Source organism: Homoserinibacter sp. GY 40078 (genome assembly GCF_008017545.1).
Taxonomy (GTDB): domain Bacteria; phylum Actinomycetota; class Actinomycetes; order Actinomycetales; family Microbacteriaceae; genus Homoserinibacter.
In genome coordinates this window covers 1,161,434-1,185,339 of the sequence record NZ_VRTZ01000001.1, presented here as the reverse complement: position 1 = coordinate 1,185,339, position 23,906 = coordinate 1,161,434, and the positions used below count along the sequence as shown (strand labels likewise).

Genomic DNA, 23,906 nt, shown 5'->3' with positions numbered 1-23,906 from the left:
GCACTTTTCGACATCTCGCGGGATCGGGGGTGGGGTGGGGTGCGGATGCGGTCAGAGGTCGAGGGTCATGAAGACGCTGTTCGGGTCGGGGGCGTAGTCGGCGAACGGGGCGGTCTCGCGGAAACCCGCCCGCGCGTAGAGGGTGCGCGCCGGGAGGAAGAACTCCTGTGAACCGGTCTCGAGGCTCAGGCGGGCGTAGCCCCGGCTGCCCGCCTCCGCAAGCACGTGGTCCAGCAGCATCCGGCCAAGGCCCCGCCCGCGCTCCGCGGCATCCGTGCGCATCGACTTGAGCTCGCCATGCGCGGGGTCGAGTTCCTTGAGCGCCACGCAGCCGAGCATCCGCTCGCCGTCCGCGAGCACCCAGAACGTGACCGACGGATGCTGCAGGCCGCTCACGTCGAGCGCGTGCACGCTCTCGGGCGGCGACGTGGCGAACATGTCCGCAAGGTGATCTTCGAGCAGCCGCCGCACCCGCGCATCCCCCAGGTCTCCCAACTCCACCCGCATCCCCCCATTCTCCCCGCCCCCGATCCCGCGAGATGTCTAAAAGTGCGGGTTTCAACGAACGAGATGACCCGAAAGGGACATCTCGCGGGATGGGGGCTTACGCTCGTGCGGTGCGGCTCGGGATCGTGGGGGGCGGGCTCCTGGTGCTCGGGGGCGTCGCCGTCGCGTCGGGGCTCCTGCCGCTCGACGAGGCGGCCGCGATCGGCGAGCGCGTCTGGCCGATCCTCCTCTTTGCCGTCGCGGTGACCGTCGTCGCGGAACTCGCCGACCACGCCGGGCTGTTCGCCGCCATCGCCGAGCGCCTCGCCCGCCTCGCGCGCGGCCGCGGATGGGCGCTCTGGGTGCTCGTCGTGCTGCTGGCCGTGGCCTGCACCGTCTTCCTCTCGCTCGACACCACCGCCGTGCTCCTCACGCCCGTCGTGGTGCTGCTCGCGCGCCACCACGGATACCCGCCTCTCCCGTTCGCCCTCACGACGGTGTGGCTGGCCAACACCGCCTCGCTCTTGCTGCCGGTCTCGAACCTCACCAACCTGCTCGCGGAGCACGCGCTCGGGTTCTCTGATCCGGGTCGCTTCGCGGCGCTCATGGTCGCGCCGGCGGTCGTCGCGATCGTCGTGCCGAGCGCGATCATCGCGGTCGTGTTCCGGCGGGAGATCGGAACTCGCTACACCCCGGCGGAATCCGAGCCACCCCGCGATCCGGTCACGTTCCGCGCCGCAGCCGTGGTGGTGGGCCTCCTGCTTCCGCTGCTCGTCAGCGGGATCCCGGTGTGGATCCCGGCGACCGGCGCGGCGGTCGTGCTGCTCGCCGTGTTCGCTGTGCGGCAGCGTGAATCCGTGCGCCTCGGCCTCGTGCCGTGGGGCCTCCTGGTGTTCGCGAGCGGACTGTTCCTGGTGGTCGGCGCCGGTCACGCGATCGGGCTGACGGATGCGGTCGCGGCGATCGCGGGCGGAGGGGACTCACCGGATGCGCTGCTGCGCCTCTCGGCATCCGGAGCTGCGGCCGCGAACGCGGTCAACAACCTCCCCGCCTACCTCGCGCTCGAGCCGATCGCCGACTCCCCCGCCCGGATCGCGGCGCTCCTCGTGGGCGTGAACGCGGGCGCGCTGATCACGCCGTGGGCGTCGCTCGCGGTGCTCCTGTGGCACCAGCGGCTGACGTCGCTCGGCGTGGAAATGCCCTGGCGGCGATACGTACTGCTCGGGCTCGTCGCCGCGCCCGTCACGGTGGTGCTGGCAACCCTGGCTGTGGCTGCGACGGCGTCCGCGAGCTAGACGCGGTCGATCAGCCCGGTGACCTTCGTCAGCCGCTCTTGCGGCACGGGCGACTCCGGGCCGCCTGCGACGACGGATGCGAGCACATCGCGGAACACTTGCATGGCCCACCGTGGGGCTTCCTCATCGTTTCCGGCACGCAGCTGGTGCTCGACGGTCGCCGTGGCCTGGCCGGTGGGCCCGAATTGGACGATCAGCGCGCGCCACTCCGACGCATGAGGGAACAGCACCACGCGGATGCCGGGAAGCACGTCGAATTCGGCCGACTCGACCAGCCCGTCCGGGTTCGGCGGCAGCACACCCGCCCGCGGTTGGAACTCGGGCACGTTCCACATGAGTGTCGCGACGAGGTCTCTCACTCGTCGTGTCTCGGCCCGTCCCACGCGAGAACGCTATCCGAGCGTGCACCCGCAGCGGCATCACCACGTCGGGGGGCACGGATCACGCTCGACTAACCCGTTGGTTCCCGCGCACCGGCCGCAGGTACCCCCGCAGGAAGTCCTCGAACGCCGCAGACATGTCTATGTCGCCGTCGAGCAGCCACTGCAGCTGGAGGCCGTCCATGACGGCCGCGATCAGACGCGCCGCGTGCGCCGGGTCGATGTCGTCGCGAATGAGGCCGTCTCGCTGCGCGTGCTCCAGCACCTCGGTGGTCGAGGTGGCGTTCTCGGCGTATCGCCGAGCGAAGTCCGCGTGCGCCGGATGCTCGGGCGCGGTCGCCTCGGCGGAGATCACCGTATAGAGAGAGGTGAGGCCGCGCGTCGTCTGGTTGTACGCGACGACGTTGCGCATCTGATCGATCAGGTGGAACTCCGTCACGTCTCCCGCAGCCGCCTGCACCTTCTGGTCGCGCTGCCGCAGCACCTCGGCGAACAGTTCCTCTTTCGACTTGAAGTGGTGAAGGAGGCCCGCCGGGGTGAGCCCCACGCGCTTCGCGATCTCGCGCATCGAGCCACTGTTCCACCCCATGCTGCCGAACACCCCGAGGGCGGCGTCGACGATTTCCTGCCGCTTGACCTGCCCTTTCGGGTAGCTGCCGCGGCGTCGGGAGGCATCCTCGGGAGTCATTCCACAGAATCTACTCGCACCCCTGGACAAAAACCACACATGTGTTAGGTTTTCGAAATACGCCCGCACCGAACGGCGGGCGAGCACTGAATCCGCACCCTCGCGGACGACCAATGGAGGCCGACATGAATCGATGGAGATCCGACCGGGGCACGCGGCAGCGCCGCATCCTCACCGCGGGGGCGCTGCTCACCGTGGGAACGCTCGCGCTGACCGGATGCGGCCGCGGAGACGGCAGCGACTCCGCACCCGAGAGCAAGGGTGCGATCGACGACTCCCCCGCCACCGGCACCGTCGAGATCTGGGCGATGGGCAACGAGGGCGAAGTGCTCGACCAGCTCGCCGCCGAGTTCGAGAAGGACAACCCGGATGCCGACATCCAGGTGACCGCCGTCCCGTGGGACAGCGCGCACGACCGGATCGCCACTGCCATCGCCGGCGGCTCGACGCCGGACATCACGATGCTCGGCACGACCTGGGTCGGCGAGTTCGGGGCGACGGGCGCCTTCGAGCCCACCCCCGACGGGCTCGTCGATGAGAGCACCTTCTTCCCCGGCTCGTGGGACACCACGGTCGTCGACGGCACCGCGTACGGGGTGCCGTGGTACGTCGACACCCGTGTGCTCTACTACCGCACCGACATGGCCAAGGCTGCGGGCGTCAACGCCCCCGAGACCTGGGACGAGTTCTCGGGCTTCGCCGCCGCGATGGTCGACCAGGGCGCCACCTCCGGCGTCTCCCTGCCTCCGGGTGGGTTCGACTCGTGGCAGTACATCACCCCGTTCGCCTGGCAGCAGGGCGGCGACATCCTCACCGACGACGGACAGTTCGCGTTCGACGACGCCGCGTGGACCGACGCCTTCGAGTTCTACGCATCCTTCTTCGACGACGGCCTCGCCGAGCCCGTGCGACTCGAGGGCGGCGAGATCGAGCAGAAGTTCATCGACGGAGAGGTGGGGTCCTTCTTCTCCGGTCCGTACCACGTGAGCCTCCTGCGCGAGCAGGGCGGCGAGGACTTCATGGACAAGTTCGCCGTCGCGATGGTCCCGGGCGCGACCAACCGCACGAGCTTCACCGGCGGCGGCAACCTCGCGGTCTTCGACGACGCCGCCAACCGCGACGCCGCCTGGAAGTTCGTCCGCTGGTTGAGCCAGCCCGAGACGCAGCTGGCCTGGTACGACATCTCCACCGACCTGCCCAGCGTGCAGTCGGCCTGGGACGACCCGGTATTCGCCGACGACCCCTACCTGAGCGTGTTCGGCGAGCAGCTGAGCGACTCGAAGGCGCCGCCCGCGATCCCGACCTGGGCGCAGGTCTCGGCGGTCATCGACCAGGAGCTCGAGAAGGTCGCGCGCGGCGAGACGGATGCGGCCACCGCCGTCGACACGATCCAGCAGAGCGCCACCTCGATCGGCACGGGCCAGTAGTCACGCCATGACCGCATCCGCTCCCTCCACCCCGGCGCGCCGCAACACGGCGCGCCGGGCGCGGAGGATGACCTGGATCGCGTGGGGCTTCGCCACGCCGTTCCTCGTGCTGTTCCTCGTGTTCATGGCGGGGCCGATCGTCGCGTCGTTCGCGATGAGCTTCACCGACCTCACGACACGAGACCTGGAGACGCCGTTCGCCGTCAACCTCATCGGGTTCGACAACTACGTGCGCCTCTTCGAGGACCCGCGGTTCGTCCGCTCGATCCTCAACACGCTCGCCTTCGTCGTGATCGGCGTTCCGCTCACGATGGGCGTCGCGCTCGCCGTGGCGATCGCGCTCAACACCGGCATCCAGCGCTTCCGCACCGTCTTCCGGGTGGGCTACTACGCGCCGGTCGTCACGAGCATCGTCGCGATCGCGATCGTGTGGCGGTTCATCCTGCAGCCCGACGGCCTGCTCAACGGAGCCCTCAGCCTCGTCGGCATCGAGGGACCCAACTGGCTGCAGTCGACCACCTGGGCGCTGCCCGCACTCATCCTCATGGCCGTCTGGCGCAACCTCGGAACGCTCATGGTGATCTTCCTCGCCGGGCTCCAGGGGGTTCCGCGCGAACATCACGAAGCGGCGATGGTCGACGGCGCGAACGCCTGGCAGCGGTTCGTCAACATCACACTGCCCGCGATGCGGCCCCCGATGCTCTTCGCCGCCGTGATCACCGGCATCGGTTACCTGCAGTTCTTCGAGGAGCCGTTCGTCATGACCCGCGGCGGCCCCCTCGACTCGACGCTGTCGACCGCGATGTACACGTACCAGCAGTTCGGATTCGGCAACTACTCGCTCGCCTCCGCCGCGAGCTACGTGCTCTTCCTCGGCATCGTCGTGCTGAGCCTCATCCAGTTCCGTGTGCTCGGAAAGAAGGACTGACCGTGACCCGCCGCAGAAGCTGGTGGCTCTACCTCGTGCTCACCGCCGGACTCATCGTGATGGTGATGCCGTTCGTGTGGATGTTCATCAGCGCGTTCAAGAGCACCCCCGAGATCCGACAGCATCCGACCTCGTTCTGGCCGATCGATCCGACGCTCGACAACTTCGCCGAGCTGTTCGGGCGCCTCGACTTCACGACCTTCTTCGCGAACAGCACGATCGTCGCGGTGTGCGTGACGCTCGGCAACATCGCGTTCTCGTCGATGGTCGGATACGCGCTCGCGAAGCTTCAGTTCCGCGGCAAGCGGCTGCTCTTCGGGATGGTGCTGACGACCCTCATGATCCCCGGCGTCGTGACCTTCGTGCCCCTGTTCGTGCTCACCGCGAACCTCGGCCTCGTGAACACCTACCCGGGGCTCATCCTGCCGTTCCTCATCACCCCAGTCGGGGTGTTCCTCATGCGGCAGTTCATGATCGGGCTGCCCGACGACATCATCGAGGCGGCGCGGATCGACGGCGCGAGCGAGTGGCGGATCTTCCTGCGGGTGATCCTGCCGCTGTGCGGTCCCGCGATCGCGACGCTCACGATCCTGACCTTCCTCGGCAGCTGGAACAACTTCCTCTGGCCGCTCGTCGTCGCCACGAGCGAGGAGATGTACACGCTGCCCGTCGCCCTCGCGCTCTATTCGATCAGCCAGAACGCGGCGCAGTACGGACTGATGCTGGCCGGTGCGGTCGTCGTCGTGGTCCCGGTGCTCGTCGTGTTCGTCCTGCTGCAGCGCTACTTCGTGCAGGGCATCGCCCTCACGGGAATCAAGTAAAAGGAGTCTCCCGATGACCACCGTCCCCGCCTTCCCCGCCGATTTCCTCTGGGGCGCCTCGACGGCAGCCCACCAGGTCGAGGGCAACAACGTGAACTCCGACTGGTGGCAGCGCGAGCACGGGCACCTCCCGGGTGCGCCGGTCGAGCAGCCGTCCGGCGACGCCGCCGACAGCTTCCACCGCTACCCGGAGGACATGCGCCTGCTCGCCGACGCCGGGCTCGGCGCCTATCGCTTCAGCGTGGAGTGGGCGCGGATCGAGCCCGAACGCGGATACGTGTCGCGCGCGATGATCGACCACTACCGCCGGATGGTCGCGACCGCTCGCGACGTCGGCCTCACTCCGATGGTGACGCTGCACCACTTCACCAACCCGGTGTGGGCGGCGCGGGCGGGCGGCTGGCACTCCGACGAGATGCCCGAGCTGTTCGCGCGCTACGTGGAGGCGGCGCTTCCCGTGCTCGACGAGGTCGAGCTCATATGCACCATCAACGAGCCGAACATGGTCTCGGTGCTCGCCGACCCTGAGGTGGGCTTCCCGGCCGCAGGGCTGCCGCCGGGGGTTCCTGCGGTGACCGAGCGCCTCATCCGCGCCCACCGGCTCGCCGTCGAGCGCGTCCGAAGCGCCGGGGCCCAGGCCGGATGGTCGGTCGCCACGCAGGCGTACCAGCCGCTCCCGGGGGCCGAGGCCGTCGCCGCCGAGTACGGCCGTTCGCGTGAGGACGTCTTCCTCGAGGCGGCGACGGGCGACGACTGGGTTGGAGTCCAGGCCTACACCCGCACCAAGATCGGAGCGGATGGCCCGCTCCCAGCGCCCGCGGACGCCGAGCGCACCCTCACCGGATGGGAGTACTACCCGCCCGCCATCGGCGACGGCATCCGCAACTCGTGGAAGCTCAACGGCACGCCCGTGTACGTGACCGAGAACGGCATCGCCACCGCAGACGACACTCGCCGCATCGACTACACCACCGGCGCCCTGAACGCGGTCGCCGACTGTATGTCCGAGGGCATCGACGTGCGCGGCTACCTGCACTGGAGCGCCCTCGACAACTACGAGTGGGGCAGCTACCGCCCCACCTTCGGGCTCATCGGATGGGATCCGGTGACCTTCGAACGGCATCCGAAGCCCTCGCTCGCGTGGCTGGGCTCGGTCGCCCAGCGTGCCCGGGCGGAGGTGCTGTCGTGATCCGCCGGAACGGACGCCGGGTGAGCGTCCTCGCCGCGAGCGCCGTCATGGCGGTCGCCGCCACCACCCTCGGATGCGCGACGCCGCCGTCCGCCGGTCACGACGAGCGGCGGACGCTGCTGCGCTACGCGAGCGACACCTGGGAATCGCTCACGGCGATGACGGACCCCGACACCGGGCTCCCCGCGGACAACATCGACGGTGACCTCGCCCACGGCAGCGCGAGCGCCTACACCTCGCCGACGAACATCGGCGGCTACCTGTGGTCGACCGTCGTCGCACGTGATCTCGGGATCATCAACCGTCACGAGGCGCGCGAGCGCATGACGACCACCCTGTCGACGCTCTCGACCCTCGAGCGCAATGAGGCGTCCGGGATGTACTTCAACTGGTACTCGCCGACCGACGGTCACCTGCTCACCGAGTGGCCCGACAGCGGCGACCCCGTGTTCCCGTTCCTCTCGAGCGTCGACAACGGCTGGCTCGCGGCAGGGCTGCGCGTGGTCGCGGAGGCGGAACCCGCACTCGAGGCCGAGGCGAACGAGCTCGTCGACTCGATGGACTTCGGCGCGTTCTTCGACCCGGAGCCGACGGGCTCGCTGCCCGCGGGCACGAACCGCGGCGGCTTCTGGGAGGAGCCGCCGGGCGAGACCTGCGCCGTGCAGGCACCGAACTACAACGGCACCGGGCCCGAGGTGTACTACACCTGCCACCACTACGACACGACCGTGAGCGAGAGCCGCATCGCGACCTACCTCGCCATCGGCGACGGACGCATTCCGGCGACGAGCCTCTACGGCACCTACCGCACGATGCCCGACGGATGCGACTGGTCGTGGCAGGAGCAGCGGCCGATCGGCGAGACGCGCGAATACTCCGGGCTCTCGGTCTTCGAGGGGGCCTACCAGTACGACGAGCTCGCGTTCGTCCCCGGCTGGGGCGGCAGCATGTTCGAGGCGCTCATGCCCGACCTCTTCGTGCCGGAGGCCGAGTGGGGCCCCGACTCGTGGGGTCTCAACCACCCGATCACCGTCGAGGTGCAGGAACGCCACGGCGACGACGCCGGATACGGCTACTGGGGCTTCTCCCCCGCCTCCAACCCGGAAGGCGGGTATCGGGAGTACGGGGTGGATCTCGCCGGCATCCGATCCGACGGCTATCTCTCCGACACCGAGAACACCGACGTCGACATCGACTACACGGGGTGCAAGGGCGCCGAGGGCACAAACCCGGATCCGGAGTTCGGCGACGGGGTCGTGACGCCGCACGCGTCGTTCCTCGCCCTCGAATACGACGCGGATGCCGTGCTCGAGAACCTCCGCGGGATCGAGAAGGATCTCGGCGCGTACGGGGCGGGCGGGTTCTACGACGCGGTCGCCGTGCACTCGGGCACAATCGCCGAACGCTACCTGAGCCTCGACCAGTCGATGATCATGGGGGCGATCGGCAACCACCTGCGCGACGGCATGCTCCGGACCTACTTCGTCGACGACGACCTCGAGGCGCGGCTGCGTCCGGTGATCGAGCAGCAGCGCTTCAGCGCGAGTTGGGACACGACCGACTGACTGATTCCCTCGCGCACGCCGACCCCGTACGGTGAGGGCACATCGCACACAGCCGAGACGGAGACACCATGGGTCGCTACCTCTACTGGATGAACGTCTCGCTCGACCTGCGCATCGATCATGTGCCCGGCGAGGGCGGCGGCGGCGACTGGATGCACATCACCGAGGAACTGCACAGCGAGTTCAATGCGCGGGCCCGCGCGCTTGCGCTCATGGTGCAGGGCCGGGTGATGCACGAACTCATGGAGGAGTACTGGCCGCACGCGCGCACCGACATGTCTCAGCCCGAGGTCATGCGGGAGTACGGCGAGATCTGGACGACGATGCCGAAGGTGCTCGTGTCGCACACGAGGACGAGCGCCGAGCACAACACCCGCATCATCGGAGGCGACGACGCGATCGAGCAGTTGGCGGCCCTCCGTGACGAGACCGAGGGCACGCTCGGCGTCGGAGGCGCGACGCTCGCCACCCAGCTGCTGCGGGCCGGGCTGCTCGACGAGCTGCTGCTGTTCACGCATCCGGCGTACCTCGGATCCGGCCGACCGCTCTTCGACGACTACGAGACGCCGCTCGACCTGGAGCTGATCGAGCAGCGCTCCTTCGCGGAGGGCGTCACGATGCACCACTACGCGATCGTGCGCAGCGACGACTCGCACGCCTCCGCGTGAGGATCCGCTGAGGCGCTCGGCTACGGCCGAACGCTCTGCCTCGTTCCGTCGCTCGTCACCGTGAAGCTCGTCCGACGCCAGTCAGGCGTCACGACCGTGACCGTGCGCTCGCCCGGCTCGCCGGGGAACATCTCGAGAGAGAGCCCCTCGAGATAGTCGTAATCGGGACGGTCGTCGACCGGACCGATCGGCATCACCGCGCCCTCGCGAACGAAGAGCGGCAGGGAGTCCACGGGATGCGTCTCGTGCATCCACCGACCACCCTCGACGACTTCGCCCGCGGCCGCGAGCGTCGGGTCGAGGCGCGTCCACCGACCGTGCGGGAGGTAGAAGTCCACCTCGCCATCCGCCGAGAACACCGGAGCGACGAGCAGCTCGCGACCGAGCATGTACTGCCGATCGAGGTAATGCACCGCCGGGTCCGAGGGGAACTCGAGCACCATGGGACGCATGAGCGGGATGCCGCGTTCGGTCGCCTCCGCCGCCGCAGTAAAGAGGTACGGCATGAGCCGGTTCTTCAGCTTCGCGAACTTGCGCGTGACCTGCACGGCCTCATCGTCGAACACCCACGGCACGCGGTACGACCCACTGCCGTGGAAGCGCGAGTGGCTCGAGAGCAGGCCGAACGCGGTCCAGCGCTTGTAGACATCCGGATCGGGGGTGCCCTCGAATCCGCCGATGTCGTGGCTCCAGAACCCGAAGCCGCTCATCGCGAGCGACAGGCCACCGCGGAGGGTCTCGGCCATCGACTCGAAGGTCGACGTGGAGTCGCCTCCCCAGTGCACCGGCATCCGCTGACCGCCGACGGTCGCGGAACGCGCGAACAGGACCGCCTCCGACGGGCCGCGCACCTCCTCGATCACCTCGAACACCGCCTGGTTGTACAGCTGGGTGTACCAGTTGTGCATGCGGTCGGGGTTCGACCCGTCGAACCACGACACCTCGAGCGGGATGCGCTCGCCGAAGTCCGTCTTGAATGCGTCGACACCCTGGTTGAGGAGGGCGCGTAGCTTGCTCTGGTACCAGCGGGTCGCCTCGGGGTTCGTGAAGTCGACGAGCGCCATGCCCGCCTGCCAGAGATCCCACTGCCAGACTCCCCCATCGGGTCGCCGCACGAGATACCCGGCCGCGGCGGCCTCGGGGAAGAGCGCCGAGCGCTGGCTGATGTAGGGGTTGATCCACACGCAGATGCGCAGACCCCGCTCCTTGAGCCGGGCGAGCATCCCCTCCGGATCGGGGAACACCCGCGGATCCCACTCGAAGTCGCACCAGTTGAACTCGCGCATCCAGAAGCAGTCGAAGTGGAACACGCTGAGCGGCAGCTCGTTCTCGGCCATCGCCTCGACGAACTGCGTGACCGTGGTCTCGTCGTAGTCGGTCGTGAAGCTCGTGGAGAGCCACAGACCGTAGGTCCATGCGGGGACCGAAGCGGGGCGACCCGTGAGGCGCGTGTACCGTTCCAGCACATCGGCGGGAGTCGGGCCGTCGAACACGAGGAACTCGATGCTCTCGCCGGGGACGCTCATCTGGACGCGCTCCACCGCCTCCGAACCGATCTCGTACGACACGTGCCCGGTGTCGTTGACGAGCACGCCATAACCCTTGCTCGACAGATAGAAGGGCACGTTCTTATAGGCCTGCTCGCTGGAGGTTCCGCCATCGGCGTTCCAGATCTCGACCGACTGCCCGTTCTTCACGAGCGGGCCGAAGCGCTCACCGAGACCGTAGATCGTCTCGCCGACACCCAGATCGAGCTGCGCGAGGGTGTAGCGGTCGGAGGTCGGGCGCTGCGTGCCTTCACGGTGGTTGCCGACGATGCCGACGTCCACCTGGGCGTCGTCCTCGAGCCGCGCGTGGGCGAGCGACTTGGCGCCGAGCCCGGTGAGGCGTCGGCCGCCCGAGAGGAACTCGAGCGACCACGGCGCACCGCGCTTGATCCGCGCGCTGAGACTCCCCGACGACAGCGATCCGCCGGTCTCGTCGATCATGACGACACCGTGGCCCGACTCCTCGCCCACGAGATCGAAGCCCGGGGGGCGGTATCCGCCGATGAAGTGCTCGACCCGCACCCGGATCACGCCGTCGAGCGGCGCACTGAGGGTGACCGTGAGCATCGGTCGATTGAGGGTGTCACCGCGGTGCAGGATGACAGCGGTGGGCGCCGAGACCACGATCTGCTCGCCCGACTCCGCCGAGGCGGCCTCCACGTCATACGCCTCGACCGCGTGGCCGAGGGTGACGCCCGGCCTCACCTGCCAGAAGCCGTCAGTGAATTTCACGATCCGCTCCTCAGCTGCGCTCGTCGAGGACGACGACGCGGCCGGCCGGGACCACGGCGGGCGCCTCGTGCTGCTCGCCGGTGATGAGGTCGACACCGGATGCGTCCACCGTCAGGTCCTGCTGCGTGTGGTTGATGAGGAAGAGGAACGAGCCGTTCTCGCCCACTCGACGCGTCACCGAGATCCCGCGGTCGACGGCGGCGACCGGGGTCACGCCTGCGAGCTCGACGAGCTCGTCGACGAGGGCCTCCAGGCCCGCACCATCCGGCTCATAAGAGAGGTAGGTGGCCGTTCCCGCGCCGCGGACGGATCGCGTGAGCGCAGGCTGACCCGCGAGGGCCCCCTCCGCGTACCGACGCAGCACATCTGCATCGCCCACCTCGACCAGCTCGGTCCAGATGGATGCGGCCGTGCCGTCGTCGAGCGCGACGGTCTCGCCCTCGAACAGCGGGCGGATCTCCTCCGCGCGCATGCCGAGCAGGTCGCGGAACGCGCCCGGATACCCGCCGCGGATGACGCGGTTGGTCTCGTCCACGATTCCGGAGGCGAAGGTCACGAGAACGTGTGCCCCGGCCTCGACCGCCTGCGCGAGCTGCTCGGCGACGCCGTCCTTCGCGAGGTAGAGCGTCGGCACGATGATCACGCGGTACGCGTCGAGGGGTGCTCCGGAGGGCACGACATCCACCGAGATACCGCGGTCGCCGAGCTCCTTGTGGATGCGGCGCCCCATCTCGAGCGGCTTCAGCAGACCCGTGGGAAGGCGCGAGGCCTTGATCGCCCACTGCGACATCTCGTCGACGAGCATGCCCACCTGCGCCTGCTCGACCACCGAGCCCTGCGCGGGCGCGAGCGCCTTGAGTGCGGCGCCGAGCGCTTCCACCTCGCGGAACTGGCGGGTCTCGCCGCCCGAGTGCGGGACCATGCCCGAGTGCCACTGCTCGATCCCCGCGGTCGATGCCCGCCACTGGAAGAACAGTGCGCCGTCGGCGCCGCGCGCGATGTGCGAGAGGCTGTCGCGGATCATCTCGCCGGGTTCCTTCGCCCGGTTCACCTGCTGCCAGTTCACGGCGTTGGCGGCGTGCTCCATGAGCAGCCACGGGCGGCCCTCGGCCATGCCGCGGGACCGGTCGGCGCTGAACTCCAGCTCGCGGTGGCGCAGCGGGTCGGTGCCGATCGTGTAGTGGTCGTTCGAGAGCACGTCGACCTCGTGCGCCCAGCCGCTGTACTCCTCCGAGCCGTCCTCGCTGAGGATCATGAAGTTCGTGGTGATGGGGGTGTCGGGAGTGACCTCGCGCAGCACCTCCCGCTCGGCGATGAAGTGCTCCAGCAGCGAGTCCGAGGTGAACCGCGCCCAGTCGAGAAGCAGGCCGGGGTTGTGCTTGGTGCGCGCGTGGTGCGGCGGCACGATCTCCGACAGATCGCCGTAGGTGTGACCCCAGAAGGCCGTGCCCCACGCCTGATTGACGCCCGCGACTCCGCCGTAGCGCTTCCCGAGCCATGCCTGCCAGGCGGCCTCGGCCTCCGGGCTGTAGTCGACGTTGTTCTCGTTGCCGATCTCGTTGCTCACATGCCAGAGGCGCAGCGCCGGGTGGTCACGGTAGCGAGTCGCGAGTTCCCGCACCATGCGCAGCGCATAGTGGCGGAAGGTGGCGGAGCTCGGCGACCAGCTGAGACGCCCGCCGGCCGCGGTGCGGTGTCCGAGCTCGTCGACGGTGGTGATCTCCGGATGGGCACGCATGAGCCACATGGGCGGCGCGGCCGTCGGGGTGGCGAGGTTCGCGCCGATCCCGTGCTCATGGAGCATGTCCATCATCCGGTCGAGCCAGCCCCACTCGAAGACACCGTCCGAGGGCTCGATGAGCACCCACGAGAAGATCGCGAGGCTCACGTTCGTGACGCCTGCGCGTCGCATGAGCTCCATGTCCTCCGCCCACACCGACTCCGGCCACTGCTCGGGGTTGTAGTCGGCGCCGAAGGCCATGCCGTCGGCGATCCAGCGGAAGCTCCGCGACCCGTCGAGGTCGACGGCGTGCGAGGTCAGGTCTGTCATTGTCTCTCCAGGTGAGGCCCGCCGAGGATGGCGGTCGGCACGATTGCGGTGGTCGGTGTACTGCTCGCGGCTATCCCTTGACCCCACCGGTGATGAGGTCGAGGCGCCAGAAGCGCTGAAGGGTGAGCACGAGAAGGATGAGCGGGATGATCGCGACCGCCGCTCCGATGATCGCGAGCGAGTACAGCGCGGGCGAACCCGAGCCGCGGCTGAGCAGCGAGTAGAGGCCCACCGTCAGGGGGAAGGTGTTGGTGTCGGACAGCATGATGTACGGCAGCAGGAAGTTGTTCCAGATGCCGACGAACTGCAGCAGGAACACCGTCGCCATCGCCGGGAGCATGAGCGGCAGAGCGATGCGGCTGAAGATCCGCCACTCGCCCGCGCCGTCGATGCGGGCGGATTCGAGCAGCTCCTCGGGAATCGCTCCGCGCGCGTAGATGTAGCAGAGGTAGATCCCGAACGGGTTCAGGATGCTCGGCAGCAGCACCGACAGCTGTGTGCCGGCAAGGCCCAGATCCGAGAGCAGCAGGTACTGGGGCACGGCGAGGGTGATCCCGGGGATCAGCAGCCCCGCGAGCAGCGCGATCAGGAAGATGCGACCGCCGAGGAAGGTGTAGCGCGCGAGCGCGTATCCGGCAGCTGCGGAGACGACGGTCGAGAGCAGCGCGCCCACGCCGGCGTACAGCAGCGAGTTCAGGGCCCACAGTCCGTAGGCCCCGCCCCGGTAGGAGAACAGCTCGCTGAGGTTCTCCAGGAGTCCCGTGCCGGGCTGGAGGGTGAACGAGTTGAACAGCTCGTTCGGCGCCTTCGTGGATGCGATGAAGACCCACGCGACCGGGATGAGGCAGTAGATGGCGCCGAGGATCAGGATGATCGTCGGGAGGTAGCGCGTGCGGCGATCCGCCAGCTCGCGGGTCGTCGCGCTCATCGTGCCGCCCTCGCGTTGATCCGGCGCACCACGAACAGAACGGTGAGCGAGAGCAGCACCGTGCCGATGGCGAGCACGTTGGACGCCGCAGCGGCCTCGGGCAGGTTGTCGAGCACGAAGGCGTCGCGGTAGATGCTCATGAGCGGTGCCCACGTTTCAGAGATGCTGTTGGTCATGGGCTTCAGGGTGAGCGGCTCGCCGTAGAGCTGGAGCGCGCCGATCAGACCGAAGATTCCGGTAAGGATGAGGGCGGGCAGCACGAGCGGCACCTTCACGCGCAACGCGATCTGCACCTCCGACGCGCCGTCGAGGCGAGCCGCCTCGAGCAGCTCTCCGGGGATGCTCCGCAATGAGGTGTAGATGACGAGCATGTTGAAGCCGACGCCCGCCCAGATCGAGATGTTGGCGAGTGCTCCGTAGAGCCCCTCCGGCTCCAGGAACGGAATCGATCCGAGGCCGATGGCGCGGGTGATGTACGAGAACGGGCTCGTCTCGGGCAGGTACATGAAGCCCCAGAGGAGCGCCGCGACCACGCCCGGCACCGCGTACGGCACGAAGATGGCGGTCCGGCCGAAGCGCTTGAGACGCACGCCGGGCGAGTCGAGGAGGAGCGCGAAGAGCAGGGCCAGGCCGATCGTGAGCGGCACCGCGATGATGCCGTAGATCGCGAGGCGGCCGAGGCCCGCCAGCATCTCCGAGTTCTGGAAGACGGCGATGTAGTTCTCCAGCCCGACGAAGACGCTGGTGCGGATGCCGCCCAGCACGCCCTCGCCGGTGAGTCGCATCGCGAAGAAGCTGGAGCCCAGGGTGTAGCCGACGGGGATGACCGTGAATGCGAGGAACAGGACCATCGCCGGCGCCGCCAGCAAGTACGGCGCGAGGCGTGGACGGCGAAGTCCTCGCCGTCGGGATGGCTGCGGTGTCTGTTCCTGCAGCCTCGTTGCAGTTTCGGTCGTCATCGTCATGCTCTCACCCTGGGCCCCGATGGGCTCAGCCCTCCCGGACCTCGAAGCCCTGCTTCTTCATGTCCTCATAGACCGCCTTCTGGGTGGCCGTGAGCACGTCGACCCAGGGGGTCCCATTCTGAACCGCGGCGTTCATCGCGTCCGTGAAGGCGCTCTGAGCGACGTCGGTGTTGGGGCCCCAGGTGACGGCGCGGGTGTTCTTCGAGATGTCCGCGACCACCTGGTAGTAGTCGGTCTGCTGCGGCATGAGCTTCGGCGGGTCCTGCGAGATGGCGCTCTCCTGGCCGCTGATCGCTGCCGGGTAGAGGTTCGACTCGTTAAGGAGCAGGTCGACGCCCTCGTCGCTGGCGTTCAGCCACTTGATGAACTCGGCCGTCTGCTCCGGGTGCTCGCTCCCGCTGATGAGCGAGACGCCCGATCCGCCCTGGTACGAGGTCTCGGTGTCGCCCTCGTCCCACACGGGGAACGGCGAGAGCTCCCAGTTGCCGGCGGTGTCGGGTGCGACTCCGTAGATCACGCCGGGCGCCCAGGCAGCCGACGGCCACGACAGCATCGTGCCGTCGTTGAGCTTGGAGTTGTAGCTCGGGTTGAGGATCGGGTCCGCGGCGATGAGGCCGTCGTTGTACATGTCGTTGAAGAAGCTCAGCACACGCTGCGAGCCCTCACCGTCGATGTTCACGGTCCACACGTTGTCCTCGACGCTCCACCAGTCCTCGCCGAGCGTCGCGGCGACCGCGGCGTACCAGCCCCAGGCGTCGGTGCTGAGCGACGCGATGGTCGCGTCGGGGTCCTCGACCTTGAGGGTCTCTGCCGCAGAGCGGAAGTCGTCCCACGTGGCGGGGGCGTCGAGGCCGTACTTCGAGAAGATGTCGTCGCGGTAGACGAACGCCATCGGGCCGACATCCTGCGGCACGCCGTAGACCTTGCCGTCGAAGGTGGTCTGCTGCCAGGTGCCCTCGGTGAAGGCGTCCTGGACGTCACCGACGTACTCGGTCATGTCCTCGGCCACGCCGGCGATGATCATGCGGGGCAGAGCGGTGTACTCGATGAGTGCTGCGTCGGGCGCGTTGCCGGCACGCACGGCGGTGATGAGCTTCGCCGACGAGTCGTTCCCGCCACCCGCGTCGGTGTACTCGACCTGGATGTCGGGGTGGGTCGAGTTGAACTGCTCGACAGCCACGTCCATGCCCGGAGCCCATGCCCAGAACTGGATGGTGACCGGCTCGCCGTCCGCGGTGTCGCCAGCCGAGCATCCGGCCAGGCTGACGCCGAGGGCCGCCACAATCGTTGCGGCTACGAGGCGATGTGTACGCATATGAGTCTCCTTCGACTCTCAGGGTGCAAATCGGAACCCGGTGAACCCGGGCTCACCCATGATTCACAGAGGATGAATTCTTTGTCAAGTGGTGTAACAAATTAGTTGTCGAACGCAGCGACGGCTCCCAGGGAGCGCAGCGCCACCGGCGCCCGGAAGCTCGGGAACTCGACCCGGACCCCCGAGAGAGTCTCGGCGGGGAACTCGATGATGCGCTGGTAACCCACGACTCCCGAGGTTGCGAGCTCGCGCTCGCCTGTCTCGCCGAGGCCCACGACACGCACCTTCTCGACCCGCTGGCCCTGCGAGATGTCCTCGCGCAGCACGAGCCCGCCGACTCGCGTCGGGTGCTCGAAGCGGAGCTCGATCCACGGGTCGGCGTCGTCCTCGCCCGGTTGCCACGCCGTCGCGAACGACGGATCGCCGAACGGGTCGACGAGCATCCGGGGGTCGGAGATCTCCCCCGACGACACGGTCGGCGTCGCCGCGAGCACGCCCGCGCGGAACGCCCGGATGCGGTCGCCGAAGGCCCGCAACGCCGCTTCGTCCGGGGCCGCCACGCGACCGGTCGCATCCGGCGGCACGTTGAGCAGCAGGGTGGCGTTGCCGCCGACCGCCGAGGTCCACAAGCCGAAGAGCTCGTCGGGCGAGCGCACGGCGTCGTCCTCTGTCGAGTGGTAGAACCATCCGGGCCGGATCGAGGTGTTCACCTCGGCCGGATACCAGACCGCCGTGTCGACATGCTCGGCCATCGCGAGACGGCTGCCGAGGTCTTGGTCGTCGCTGCGCACGAGACGCGAGAACTCGCCGTCGTCGACCTGCTGCGACTTGTCGGCGATCTGCTCGATGTCGCGCAGCTCACCCGCGACGACACTCCACTCGTCGGGCCTCGTGTGGCCCGCCTCGTTGCCGCACCATCGCACATCCGGCCCGCAGACCGAGATGGCCGCGCCTGGCTGCAGCCGCCGGATCACCTCGTAGTAGCGATCCCAGTCGTACTCCTGGGTCTTGCCGTTGGGGCCCTCTCCGTTCGCGCCGTCGAACCAGACGGAGAAGATGTCGCCGTACCCGGTCAGCAACTCCTCGAGCTGACCGACGAAGAAGTCGTCGTAGGCGGCACCCTGGCCATAGCTGGCCTCGGTGCGATCCCACGGCGAGAGGTAGATGCCCACCGCCAGTCCGTGGCGGCGTGCGGAGTCGGCGAACTCCCGCACGAGGTCGCCCGCGCCGTCTCGCCACGGCGAGCTCGCGACGGAGTGACTCGTGAGGGCGCTCGGCCACAGGCAGAAGCCGTCGTGATGCTTGGCGGTCAGGATGGCGCCGCGCATGCCCGCATCGACGAAGGTCTGCATCCACTGGTCGACGTCGAGGCCCGACGGATCGAAGAGCGAGGGGGACTCGTGCCCGACCCCCCACTCGACATCCGTCATCGTGTTCATGCCGAAGTGGACGAACGCGTAGTACTCCAGCGACTGCCAGGCCAACTGCCGGGGCGATGGACGCACCGACACCAGGCGGTCGAGTTGGGTGGGGGTAAGCACCGCGTCGGCGACGTCAGGGCTGTGCTCCATTGAACTGCTCCTCATCGATAGGCGAGCGAATTTATATCGCCGCTTTACAAATAGTAGCGGCAGGCCGACGAGGGTTCAGGGGTGACGGACGGATCAGGGAGCCGCGAGCAGCTGACGCAGAGCGGTGACCGCCGCGCCGCGCGCGTAGTCCTCGAATCGGAAGTCGGGGATCACGACCTGCGGCGGCTCCGACGTGGGATCGAGCCGTCGGGCGATGGACTGCGCGAGAAGCTCCTGGTCGTGACGGGCTACCACGATCCCCTCGCCCGCGATGACCACGAGCTCCGGATCGACGAGGTTCGTGATGTGCGCGACGGCGGCACCGAGGGCGTCGATCGCCTGATTGAGCGCCCCGACCGCGGTGACGTCGTCGCGCGCTGCGGCGTCGAGCACCTCGGTCATCGTCTCCATCCCGGTGGCCGCGAGGATCGCGGGGGTGGTCACGTACGCGGACACACAACCGACGTGGCCCATGTCGCACATGGGGCCGTCCGCCGAGACCATGAGGTGACCCACCTTTCCCGGGTGGCCGCGCGCACCCCGGATGAGCTCGCCGCCGACGATCATGCCCGCGCCGATGCCCTCACCCAGGCCGATGACCGCGAGCTCGTCGGTGCCCACACCGGCGCCGAACCAGTGGTGGCCGACGGTGAGCGCCTGCACGTCGTTCGACACCGCGACCGGCAGACCCACTGCGCGCGACACCAGCTCCTGCAGGGCCACCTCGTCCCAGCCGAGGAAGTGCGAGCCCACCACGACGGCGCTGCCATCCGGTCCGTGCAGAACATCACCCGCGAGGCATACACCCACGGCGGCGATGCGCGACTCGGTTCGCCGGAAACCGTCGACGACCTTCGCGATGAGATCGACCACCTGCAGCTCATCCACCGACCTCAGCACGACCTCGCGCTCAGCCCGCGGCTGCGCCCGTAGATCCGAGAGTTCGGCGTAGAGCATGTCGCCCGTGAGCTTGATGCCGACGAAGTATGCCGATGACGGCACGACTTCGAGCATCTCGGACGGACGACCGCGCCCCGCACGCTGGGCGATCTGCCCCTCGGTGATGAAGCCGAGCTCCATCAGGTCGCGGGTGAGGCGGGTGAGGCTCGCGCGCGTCAACCCGATGCGACGGGCGACATCCGCCCGTGACCGGGCGCCGTGCACGAGGATGTCCAGCAACGCGAGACGTTGCGCTTCGTGCAGGAGGGGCCAGCTCCACTCCTCCGTGTCGGTCACGCCGCGAGCCTAGCGCGGCGCGACGGAGGCGACACGGGCGGCGTTTCGGATTCGGTAGGTTGTGCGGATGACTCGTCGCGCGGGAATGATCGGAACCGGCTGGATGGGTGAGGCGATCGCCGCGGACTTCCGTCTGGCCGGGTGGGACCTCGTCGCCGTCGCCGGCCGCGACGCCGCTCGGACCGCGCACTTCGCATCCGAGCACGGCATCGCCCGCGCGGTGGGCGTCGACGAGCTGCTGCGGATGGACGACCTGGATCTCGTCTACATCGCCACGACGCACGATTCGCACCTGGCGCTCGCCAAGGCCGCTCTCGAGCACGGGCACGCCGTGCTCGTCGAGAAAGCGTTCACGGTCGACGCGGCCGAGGCGGAGGAGCTCGTGTCGCTCGCGCGCGAACGGGGCCTCTTCCTGATGGAGGCCATGTGGATGCGCTTCACGCCCGCGCTGCGAACCACGCAATCGCTCATCGCCGACGGCGCGATCGGCGACCCGCGCACGGTGCTGGCGAGCTTCGGCTTCGCCCTTCCGCCCGGCCCGCACCGCCTCCGCGACAAGGCACGTGGCGGGGGTTCGCTGCTCGATCAGGGCGTCTATCCGCTCGCGCTCGCCGACGTGGTGTTCGGCGAGCCGTCGACGGTGAACGCCACCGGCTCGCAGATCGACGCCGACGGCACGGACGTCGGCGTCGACACCGAACTGGGGATGCTGCTCGGCTACCCCGGAGGCCAGCAGGCCGTGCTCGCCACGTCGATCCGGGCAGACCTGCCGTTCGACGCCTCCATCGGCGGATACGGGGGCCGCATCGACCTCGAAGGCGCGTTCTGGGGGTCGGAGTCGATCCTCGTGCGGCGCGCAGGTGCCGAGCCCGAGCGCATCGAACTGCCCCACGAGGGGCGCGGGTACACGCCCATGCTCCGTGCGACCGCGGAGGCGCTCGAGGACGGCCTTACCGAGCATCCGCTCTGCGACCTCGCGGCGACCCTCCGGGTCATGCGCACCGCCGACCTGGTGCGCGCGGCGCTCCCTCGCACGGCTCCGATGGCTAGCTCGGGGGCGTGAGTCCCATCGCCGCGACGATCTCCGGATCCGCCACCCGCTTGCCGGGCAACCCCGGGGCCACGGCGAAATCACCCGCGTAGTCCCACACCGACCACCCGATGCCCGCGTCGCTCAAGGCGAGCGAGACATCCCCCAGCCAGGCGATGCGGGTGGCGCGCGGCGCCTCGCGGTAGATGCCGAATTCGTTGCAGGTCAGGGCGACCCCGCGGTCGTTCGCGAACGTCACGGCGTCTCGAATGTGCGCCCGGTAGCGGCCCAGCCCCCACGGCTCCTCGAGGTAGTCGATGAGTGCGCCGCGCGTACGCTCGGGAACGTCGGATGCGATGCGCGAGCGCACGTTCTCGGCATCGGTCGGGTAGATGAGGCCCGTCACGGCCCTGACCCAGTCCGCGGCGAAGTGGGCCGACTGGTGGCTGATGATCATCGGGTCGTACATGTGGAAGTTGTAGACGAGCCGCGGGTCGTCGAAGACGGGGAGGTCGAGCAGCTGCGGGAGCTCGCTGTAGCCGTCGCCCGAGACGATCACGAGATGGTCCGGGCAGTGCTCGCGCACGTTCGCGAGCGCCCCACGGGCGATCGCGTGCCAGGTCGCTGCGTCGCCTGTGCTCGGCTCGTTGAGGATCTCGATCGCGGTGCGATCGGTCGGCAGTTCGGCGAGCCGCGCCGCGAGCCTGCCCCATCCGGCGACGAATGCGGCCGCGGAGTCGGGATCGCGGAGGCTCGCCTTGAACTCCATCTCCGGGTGGGCGTCGACGATGACCGAGAGGCCGGCGTGCTGGAGCCGGATCGCGTTGTCGACGATCCGCTCGATCGCCGCATCCGTCGTCGCCGGGTCGCCGAACATCCACTCCCACGAGAAGGGGAAGCGCACGTGATCGAAGCCCGTGGCCGCGATGAGTCGGAAGTCGTCATCCGACAGGTATCGATCGAAGTGCTCGGTCGAGTAGCCGGCGGCGGTGTACACCTGCGAGTACCAGTGGCTGAGGTTGACGCCGCGGCGCAGGGCGCCGTCGATCTGCGGCGTCGCCGTCACGCGGAATGTCATCGGTCCTCCGATTCGTCGGTCTCCGGATCGTGGAGGACGAGCAGCGCGTGCCCGTCGAGGATCGTGCATCGCACCTGCACGTAGCCGTCTTCCACGGTGAAGGGCAGCTCCTCCCCCGCGGGCTCGAGGGTGACCCGGCTCGGAACGGAATCCGACCTCACGGCCACGGGAAGATCGACCACGGGGAACGGGTCCTCCACGAGGTCGAGCTGCTCGCCAACGCGCGTCGGGAGGAAGCTCAGCAGATGCACGATGGTGGAGTGCGGCGAGCGCATCAGCGTCGCCTCCACGGGTGTGGGGCCGTCGACCCGGACCGCGGGGCGCGGAAGGAGCTCGCCGATCGCGGTCGCGATGAGGTCCCGGTAGGCGGGCGCTCCGTGCTCGCCGAACGCCTCGAACAGCGGCACGGCAGCGAGCACCGCCGGACCCCGTCGCGTCATCGCGGCCCAGGGGCTGAGCCGTCCGCTGTTCGGCGTGTACTCGTGGCCGCTGAACCGATCCCAGCTGCGCGCGAAGTAGGGCTCCACCACGCCCGTCAGCACCACGGTGCCGTCGTCGGCGCGGATCCGCAGCGACCTCTCGTACATCACGTGGTCGAACCCGTTCACGCCGCCGACCTCCGGTCGCCGCAGGAATACCTCGGGGTAGGGCGAGTCGCCCGTCCATTCGACACCGAGGAACGGCAGGAGCTCCGCGCCATTGCTGCCCTGGGAGGCGCCGCGCACGACGAGCACCCGCCCGCCCGTGTCGACGTACTCGGCGAGCCGCCGCGCGAGCTCGCTGTCGATGGGCGTGGTCTCGAGCAGGATCACCAGCCCGTACTCGGCGAAGTCGGCCGGGTAGGCGAGGATGTCGAACTGCTGCCGCAGTTGCTGAAGCGCACGCACGGCCCCGATGCCCGCGGCGCCGGGATTGTCGCCGAGGTCGGCATCCACGAGAACCGCGATCTCCGACACGACGTGCGCGTCTTCGACGAGCGGCTCGCACCGCTCGATCCGCCCGTACACCGATCCGATCAGCTCGTAGGTGGACGGATCGAGAGCGCCCGAGGGAGCGAGCAGATCGCCGACGCCCGCCGTCATGCCCTGCGCGAGGATCCGGGTGCACTCGTAGGTGAGCGCGGCGTGCGGCTTGAGACCGCCGTTGTCGCCCCAGCCTTTGTAGAAGCGTCCCGTGTGACTCAGCGTCGAGCGGCCGACGGTACGTGCGAAGCGCGACACATACGGGAAGTTCGCGTAGCCCCATCCGCCCGACGGCAGCGACTCGATCTCGACGTGGCGGCTGAACTGCGACTCCTCGGCGAGCGCGGTCTTGGGGCGGCTGTTGAACCACACGCCCGAGGCGACATCGGCGGCGAGATGCGGCTCGATCAGGTCGCGGTAGCGCCCCATGTAGGCGTGCGCGACCTCGCGCGCGTATCGGTCGCGCTCGAGCGGGTCGGCGGGATCCACCCCGCGCTCCTGCATCGCACGGCGGGCCCACACGGATGAGCTCGGCTGGTCCCAGCACATGTCGAGGAAGACCCCGTCGAGGGGTGCGAACCGCTCCACGACCTCCTGGATCTGGTCGGCGAGGTAGTCCTGGTAGGGGCTCGACATGTCGAGGATCTGCCACCCCGCACGGTAGGCCGAGCCTCCCCACTTCACCTGGCGAAGATCCTCGTCGAGGGCGACCCACTCCGGATGCGCGTTCGCGGCGTACTCGTCGCACTGCACGCTGAGGTAGATCGGGGTCCGGATGCCGACCGCATGCAACGCCTGCACCTGGTCTTCCAGAAGGTGACGGTCGCGCGGGAGGCCGGGGTGACGCTCCGGCCGTTCGGTGTCGAAGTAGAGGAGCCCGTGGTGGCACTTCGCGAAGAGGGTGACGCTGTCGACGTGCGCGTCGACGAAGGTCTGCGCGAAGGCCTCCGGGTCGAAGGCCGACCCGACATCCGGGATATCGGGACCGGTGTGGAAGTCGAGGTGGACGGTGCGCTTGGGGAAGAACGATCCGGGCATGGTGGTC

Annotated in this window: 20 protein-coding genes; 8 read left to right on the top strand and 12 right to left on the bottom strand. The window is 68.8% G+C overall.

Annotated elements, in window-relative coordinates; genetic code table 11:
* Window positions 1-51: 51 nt before the first annotated feature.
* Window positions 52-507 (bottom strand): GNAT family N-acetyltransferase, encoded by a 456-nt coding sequence (locus tag FVQ89_RS05730; protein ID WP_147900903.1) that lies wholly within the window; start codon window positions 505-507, stop codon window positions 52-54.
* 110 nt (window positions 508-617) lie between these two features.
* Between FVQ89_RS05730 and FVQ89_RS05725 the strand changes: the two genes are divergently transcribed.
* The gene (locus tag FVQ89_RS05725; RefSeq protein ID WP_147900902.1) at window positions 618-1,781 is read left to right on the top strand and encodes an SLC13 family permease; all 1,164 of its coding nucleotides are present in this window, start codon (window positions 618-620) and stop codon (window positions 1,779-1,781) included.
* Here FVQ89_RS05725 and FVQ89_RS05720 read toward each other — a convergent pair.
* A complete protein-coding gene (locus FVQ89_RS05720) occupies window positions 1,778-2,140 on the bottom strand; it encodes a hypothetical protein (protein WP_147900901.1) in 363 nt (120 codons plus the stop codon). The genes FVQ89_RS05725 and FVQ89_RS05720 overlap by 4 nt on opposite strands.
* Before the next feature lie 82 nt (window positions 2,141-2,222).
* Window positions 2,223-2,849: a TetR/AcrR family transcriptional regulator gene (locus FVQ89_RS05715; protein WP_147900900.1), complete on the bottom strand. Its 627-nt coding sequence runs from the start codon at window positions 2,847-2,849 to the stop codon at window positions 2,223-2,225.
* A gap of 125 nt (window positions 2,850-2,974) precedes the next feature.
* Here FVQ89_RS05715 and FVQ89_RS05710 point away from each other — a divergent pair, with 125 nt between their 5' ends.
* The 6 genes from FVQ89_RS05710 to FVQ89_RS05685 all read left to right on the top strand — a co-directional run bounded on the left by FVQ89_RS05710 (window position 2,975) and on the right by FVQ89_RS05685 (window position 9,447).
* On the top strand, window positions 2,975-4,276 hold the full coding sequence (locus tag FVQ89_RS05710; protein WP_255513444.1) for a sugar ABC transporter substrate-binding protein: 1,302 nt from the start codon (window positions 2,975-2,977) through the stop codon (window positions 4,274-4,276).
* A 7-nt stretch (window positions 4,277-4,283) separates the two neighbouring features.
* Window positions 4,284-5,204: a carbohydrate ABC transporter permease gene (locus FVQ89_RS05705; RefSeq protein ID WP_147900899.1), complete on the top strand. Its 921-nt coding sequence runs from the start codon at window positions 4,284-4,286 to the stop codon at window positions 5,202-5,204.
* Between the two features lie 59 nt (window positions 5,205-5,263).
* Complete coding sequence (locus tag FVQ89_RS05700; protein WP_147901511.1) at window positions 5,264-6,025, top strand: carbohydrate ABC transporter permease; 762 nt, start codon at window positions 5,264-5,266, stop codon at window positions 6,023-6,025.
* A gap of 13 nt (window positions 6,026-6,038) precedes the next feature.
* The gene (locus FVQ89_RS05695; RefSeq protein ID WP_147900898.1) at window positions 6,039-7,214 is read left to right on the top strand and encodes a glycoside hydrolase family 1 protein; all 1,176 of its coding nucleotides are present in this window, start codon (window positions 6,039-6,041) and stop codon (window positions 7,212-7,214) included.
* Between the two features lie 47 nt (window positions 7,215-7,261).
* A complete protein-coding gene (locus FVQ89_RS05690) occupies window positions 7,262-8,779 on the top strand; it encodes a glucoamylase family protein (RefSeq protein WP_147901510.1) in 1,518 nt (505 codons plus the stop codon).
* Window positions 8,780-8,847: 68 nt separating this feature from the next.
* A complete protein-coding gene (locus FVQ89_RS05685; protein WP_147900897.1) occupies window positions 8,848-9,447 on the top strand; it encodes a dihydrofolate reductase family protein in 600 nt (199 codons plus the stop codon).
* A gap of 20 nt (window positions 9,448-9,467) precedes the next feature.
* Here FVQ89_RS05685 and yicI read toward each other — a convergent pair whose 3' ends face one another.
* From yicI to FVQ89_RS05650, 7 genes are all read right to left on the bottom strand, one after another.
* Entirely contained in the window at window positions 9,468-11,726 is a 2,259-nt protein-coding gene (gene yicI / locus FVQ89_RS05680; protein ID WP_147900896.1) for an alpha-xylosidase, read from the bottom strand.
* Between the two features lie 10 nt (window positions 11,727-11,736).
* On the bottom strand, window positions 11,737-13,776 hold the full coding sequence (locus tag FVQ89_RS05675; protein ID WP_147900895.1) for a beta-galactosidase: 2,040 nt from the start codon (window positions 13,774-13,776) through the stop codon (window positions 11,737-11,739).
* A 70-nt stretch (window positions 13,777-13,846) separates the two neighbouring features.
* Window positions 13,847-14,704, bottom strand: coding sequence for a carbohydrate ABC transporter permease (locus tag FVQ89_RS05670; protein ID WP_147900894.1), 858 nt, complete (start codon window positions 14,702-14,704; stop codon window positions 13,847-13,849).
* Entirely contained in the window at window positions 14,701-15,555 is an 855-nt protein-coding gene (locus FVQ89_RS05665) for a carbohydrate ABC transporter permease (RefSeq protein WP_255513442.1), read from the bottom strand. Before FVQ89_RS05665 ends, FVQ89_RS05670 begins: the two co-directional genes overlap by 4 nt.
* A 139-nt stretch (window positions 15,556-15,694) precedes the next feature.
* Window positions 15,695-16,984 (bottom strand): ABC transporter substrate-binding protein, encoded by a 1,290-nt coding sequence (locus FVQ89_RS05660; protein ID WP_147900893.1) that lies wholly within the window; start codon window positions 16,982-16,984, stop codon window positions 15,695-15,697.
* Between the two features lie 101 nt (window positions 16,985-17,085).
* The gene (locus FVQ89_RS05655; RefSeq protein ID WP_147900892.1) at window positions 17,086-18,555 is read right to left on the bottom strand and encodes an alpha-L-fucosidase; all 1,470 of its coding nucleotides are present in this window, start codon (window positions 18,553-18,555) and stop codon (window positions 17,086-17,088) included.
* 93 nt (window positions 18,556-18,648) lie between these two features.
* Entirely contained in the window at window positions 18,649-19,791 is a 1,143-nt protein-coding gene (locus FVQ89_RS05650) for an ROK family transcriptional regulator (RefSeq protein ID WP_147900891.1), read from the bottom strand.
* A 67-nt stretch (window positions 19,792-19,858) separates the two neighbouring features.
* Between FVQ89_RS05650 and FVQ89_RS05645 the strand changes: the two genes are divergently transcribed.
* Entirely contained in the window at window positions 19,859-20,854 is a 996-nt protein-coding gene (locus FVQ89_RS05645) for a Gfo/Idh/MocA family protein (protein ID WP_147900890.1), read from the top strand.
* Here the strand turns inward: FVQ89_RS05645 and FVQ89_RS14410 are convergent.
* Together FVQ89_RS14410 and FVQ89_RS05635 are read right to left on the bottom strand one after the other, a co-directional pair.
* Complete coding sequence (locus tag FVQ89_RS14410; protein WP_187264922.1) at window positions 20,838-21,899, bottom strand: glycoside hydrolase family 5 protein; 1,062 nt, start codon at window positions 21,897-21,899, stop codon at window positions 20,838-20,840. The two genes, FVQ89_RS05645 and FVQ89_RS14410, sit on opposite strands and share 17 nt — an antisense overlap.
* Window positions 21,896-23,899, bottom strand: coding sequence for an alpha-L-fucosidase (locus FVQ89_RS05635; protein WP_147900889.1), 2,004 nt, complete (start codon window positions 23,897-23,899; stop codon window positions 21,896-21,898). The genes FVQ89_RS14410 and FVQ89_RS05635 overlap by 4 nt, the downstream gene beginning before the upstream one ends.
* Between the last annotated feature and the right edge of the window lie 7 nt (window positions 23,900-23,906).